We start from the raw sequence: 4,334 nt of genomic DNA on the forward strand, positions 1-4,334 counted from the left end.
ACAGCCGGCACGTCGCGACTGTTCACCAACTCCCGCAACTCAGCGATCTGTTCCACAGAGAGCTCCATGCCAGAACCAACGAGCCCCATCGATCAAAGTAACGACTGCAGGATCACGAGACACTAGCCCCTCCTCCCATCAGTGGTTCTGAACTTGAACAGAATGACTTGACAGACATCCCATGAGCTGGAGTGTCAAATCAGTAGTGCGTGGGTTGCCTTTGTCGCGCGGGCGTTCAGCTCGAACGGATGCCCTAGTCTCGGCGGGTGACGCTCTACTTCGACCCGATGGCTACCGTCCGCAGCAGGGACCACAATGCGTTTCGGAGCCGCTGGGAGGACCGGCTGTGGCTTAACGTCCCCGGGCCTTTCTACGGCGGGGAGACCGACACCTGCTGGACTGGACGGCTTGCAGCGCCCGCCCACGTCCTCTACGGGGGTGAATACCTTACCGAGTATGTCTATCGCCAGCCCGGAACGCCTGCGGAGACCGCCGTGCTGGTCGACGCGGCAGGCGACGACCCGTTCGGGGGGTACGGCTGTGACGGCGACTCCCGGTGGACACCGGAAGCCGTCCGGGAGTGGTGGCGTAACCGCGGACAGGTCCTGCAATACCTGTCCGACCAGCGGAGCACATGGGATGAGAGCGATGCCGCACAGGGCCAGGACATCGCTGCTGCCGTCCGCGACTTCGAGTCCTACATCGGCGGCGGCCTGGCATCCGACCTGCAGATCTACCTCTACTGGCTGGAGAAGCGACAGTCTCCCGATCCCGGTGACCGGCTGCCCGAGCTGTAGCCGAGGGCATTTCGCGGCAACAAGGCCGCCGATCCGCGAGGAACGCAGCGATCCCAGGGGCTGAGGTGTCACGCGGCGAGTGCGTGGGCTCGGTGGGACCAGGCGGTCGCCTCGTCGTACGGTGTGCCGGTTTTGAGGCAGCCGTGCAGGATGCCCACGAGCCGGTTGGCGAGTTGGCGCAGGGCGGCGTTGAACTCGATGCCGCGGGCGCGTTGGTGCTCGTAGTAGGCCCTGGCGCCTGGGGAGACCCGCAGTGCGGAGAATGCTTGGGCGATCAGGGCGTCGATGAGCCGGTCGTTGCGGACGTGCCGGGCGGTCACGGCCTTCTTCTTGCCGGAGGCGCGGGTGATCGGGCTGGTGCCGGCGTAGTTCTTGCGGGCCTTGGCGCTGGCGTAACGGTGCGGGTCGTCGCCGAATTCTGCGAGTACCCGGGCGCTGAGTATCGCTCCCAGTCCGGGCTGGGACCGGATGATCTCGGCGTTCGGGTGCTCGCCGAAGAAGTCCTCGACCTGTGTGTGCAGGAACTTGACCTGCTCGTTCAAGGTGACCAGCATCGAGATGAGCGCGCGAACGGAGACGGCGTAGGCCGCCGTCACAGCGGTGGGCTGGCCCAGGTGCTTGGCGCGCAGTACGGCTTGGATCCTGGTGACCTTGTCGGGGATGCCGCGTCGGCGGGCGCGCTTGAGGGCCGCACTGATTTGTGTGGTCGTCAGCTTCGCAGCGGCGACCGGATCGGCTGCCTTGGCCAGTAGTTCCAGGGTGTCGGGGGCGTCGAGGTCGTCGAACGCCTCCAGGGCGGCGGGGAAGTAGTCGAGCAGGGCGTGCCGCAGCCGCTGCGTGGTGCGGGTGCGTTCCCAGATCAGGGTCTTATGTGCGCGTGTCACGACCTTGACCGCTTCGGCGTCGGCGGTGTCCCCGGAGATCGGGCGGAGCTGGTGGGAGTCGGTACGCACCATGTCAGCGAGCATGTGCGCGTCGGCCCCGTCGCTCTTGGCCCCCGACACAGCCAGGCGCTCCCGGTACCGGGATGCCTGCAGCGGATTGACCGCGTACACCGTGTAGCCGGCGGCGATCAGCGCCTGCACCCACGGGCCCCGATCGGTCTCGATTCCGATCACGACCTCGGCCTTGCTGTCTTCGCCGAGCTCCGCACCGATCATCGAGTGCAGTCGTTCGATTCCCGCGACGCCCTCCGGCAGGCGAGCCTTGGACAGCCGACGGCCTGCGGTGTCCATCAACTCGACGTCGTGGTGGTCCTGGGCCCAGTCGTCCCCAACGAACAGCAACTCGTCCTCCGTCATCAACCTCGATCGGCAGTAGCCCGCAGGAGAACCATCAGCGACCTAATAAGGCTGTGCTCACGCCGCAACCGGGCGGGCACGACATCCCATCAGCGATTTCGCTCCTGGCCGACCGGCAGGGGCACGATCTGTCAACAGGACTCGGTGTCCAGGGAACAAAGAGTGCTCACCTGCCGGCGGCTACCAGGCACCGAGTCTGCCGGATGGAGCCTCGGTAGGTCTTATTAGGGAACGCGACCAACGTCGAACGCGACGTCCGCGCGGGCCTGGTCGCCGCCGCCAAGCGGCACGGAATGCCTACGGTCGCGCTCATCGTCGCGACCCCGGCCTCCGTCTGCGTCGAACGGCAGCGGCCTCGCCCGGCCAACCAAATCGTGCCCGACGACACAGTGGATCATCGTGCCGGTCTTCCTCGCACCCGGCGAGGACCCGAACGACATGGTCGCCTCAGCCAGCTACAAGCCGCTTGTAGCGGTGCTCCAGGGCCTGCGCTCGCACGATGAACGACTCGTGGAGCAGCTGGCCTCCCGCGCCCTCTCGCGGGGAAGCCAGGAGCGGCGCGTGCACGTGAAGCGGGACGAGGACGGGCGGATCGTCGGAGCCGAGAGCGAGGACGAGGACGTCGACCAGGAGCAGGACGAAACGCAGGCCGCGGTGGAGTCCGCGCTGCTGCACTTCTCCACCCCACGCGACGCCGCGACCATCGCGGCATTCCTGCGGACCCGGGTCTACCGGCCGGAGTCGCTGGTGTGGCTGGACGGCTACCAGGCCCTGCGCCGCTGGCGGGCCGAGAACGAGATCACCGGCCTCTACGCCGTCCCCTACGACACGGAGACCGAGGTCGGCGTCACGAAGGCGTTCCCGCTGGGGCGGTGGGTGCACCAGCAGCGGCGCGCGTACCGCGCCGGCGAACTGGAGCAGCACCGCAAAGAGCAGCTGGACACCGAAGGGATGGTCTGGGAACCGGGTGACGAGGCGTGGGAAACCAAACTCTCAGCCCTTCGCAGCTCCCACCGCGCCCACGGGCACCTCGCCCCCCGGCAGGACGCCGTGTGGGGCGAAACGGAGGCCGAGCAGCAGCCGGTCGGGCAGCATCTGGCCAACCTCCGGCGGAAGGGCGGCCTGGGCAAGGACCCAGAGCGGGCCGAGGACCGCGCCCGGCAGCTCGCCCAGATCGACGAAGACTGGAACTGCCCATGGCCACTGGACTGGCAACGCCACTACCGCGTCCTCGCCGACCTCGTCGACGCCGACGGCACCCTGCCCGACATCCAGCCCGGCGTGCTCTTCGAGGGCGATGATCTGGGGAAGTGGCTCGAGCGGCAGCAGAAGTCGAGTAACTGGGCGCAGCTGTCCACCGAACAGCAGAAACGGCTGTCCGCGCTGGGCGCGAAGCCCGCTGAGCGGCCCGCTGCGGCCCCGCCCAAGAAGAGCACGGCTGGCGGTCCAGCCAAGGCCTCGGCAGCCTTCACGCGGGGCGTGGCGGCCCTTGCGCAGTACATCGCGCGGGAGGGCGTAGGCAGGCCGGTGCCGCGCGGGCACAGTGAGGAAATCGCCGTCGACGGCGAGGCCGAACCGATGTCCGTGAAGCTGGGGGTGTGGGTCTCCAACACCAAGGCGAGGCGGGACAAGCTCACCGGCGAGCAGCGGGCCGCCCTCGCGGAGCTGGGCATCGAATGGGCGTAGCCGGGTGTCCCGAAGGCGGCGGTCTGCCGGGTGCCCGGCGGGCCGCCGCTCGTCTCTGCGCTGCGGCAGTGTGAAGTGCCGGGGCCGGCGTCCGCGCTGGCCCTATTGTCAGGCGAATGCCAGACACCATGCACGAGGATCTCTTCAAGTCCGCCCGGCGATGGGCTCAGACGGCTCTGGACGCCTACACAGACCCCGCTGATCACGACTTCGCCGTTCATCACATGGCCGTCGCTGACGAGCACCTCTCCAAGTCCTATCTGTCCTCCATAACCGAGGTGCTCCTGGTCCCGGACAGGCCGAGCATCGATGATCTGCTCGTACTGGGCGGTCATGAGGGCAAGGCCGGGAAGGGGCGAGCTGGGCTTCGCACGATTGGAGGCGCCGAAGCCGTAGCCCGAGCGGAGAAGGTTCTCGGCAAGCCGGAACCTGTCAACGTGATCAAGGCAGGTAGATGGTTCTATCCCTGTGCCGGGATTGTTTGCTCGTCCGGTCGGGGTTGGTCGGGCTTGTTGATCCAGGCGGCCCCGGGGAGCTTGGGTGGCTCGGG

The 4,334-nt window shown here is 67.7% G+C and carries 3 protein-coding genes and 2 pseudogenes; 4 read left to right on the forward strand and 1 reads right to left on the reverse strand.

Annotated elements, in window-relative coordinates:
• Window positions 1–266: 266 nt before the first annotated feature.
• Window positions 267–797 carry a ferredoxin gene (locus tag FCI23_RS54240; protein WP_246144912.1) on the forward strand — a complete coding sequence of 177 codons (531 nt, stop codon included), beginning with the start codon at window positions 267–269 and terminating at the stop codon, window positions 795–797.
• 68 nt (window positions 798–865) lie between these two features.
• Here the strand turns inward: FCI23_RS54240 and FCI23_RS54245 are convergent, their stop codons facing one another.
• Window positions 866–2,083, reverse strand: coding sequence for an IS110 family RNA-guided transposase (locus FCI23_RS54245; protein ID WP_136731569.1), 1,218 nt, complete (start codon window positions 2,081–2,083; stop codon window positions 866–868).
• A gap of 281 nt (window positions 2,084–2,364) precedes the next feature.
• Here FCI23_RS54245 and FCI23_RS54250 point away from each other — a divergent pair, with 281 nt between their 5' ends.
• From FCI23_RS54250 to FCI23_RS54260, 3 genes and pseudogenes are all read left to right on the forward strand, one after another.
• Window positions 2,365–2,601, forward strand: a complete 237-nt coding sequence (locus FCI23_RS54250) for an ATP-binding protein (RefSeq protein ID WP_136731571.1) — start codon at window positions 2,365–2,367, stop codon at window positions 2,599–2,601.
• Window positions 2,492–3,784 (forward strand): annotated as a pseudogene (locus FCI23_RS54255) (Helicase associated domain protein); the annotation flags it as partial. The gene FCI23_RS54250 and the pseudogene FCI23_RS54255, both read left to right, overlap by 110 nt.
• Before the next feature lie 116 nt (window positions 3,785–3,900).
• Window positions 3,901–4,334, forward strand: a pseudogene (locus tag FCI23_RS54260) (hypothetical protein); the annotation flags it as partial.

This window comes from Actinacidiphila oryziradicis, from assembly GCF_005047355.1.
GTDB lineage: Bacteria > Actinomycetota > Actinomycetes > Streptomycetales > Streptomycetaceae > Actinacidiphila > Actinacidiphila oryziradicis.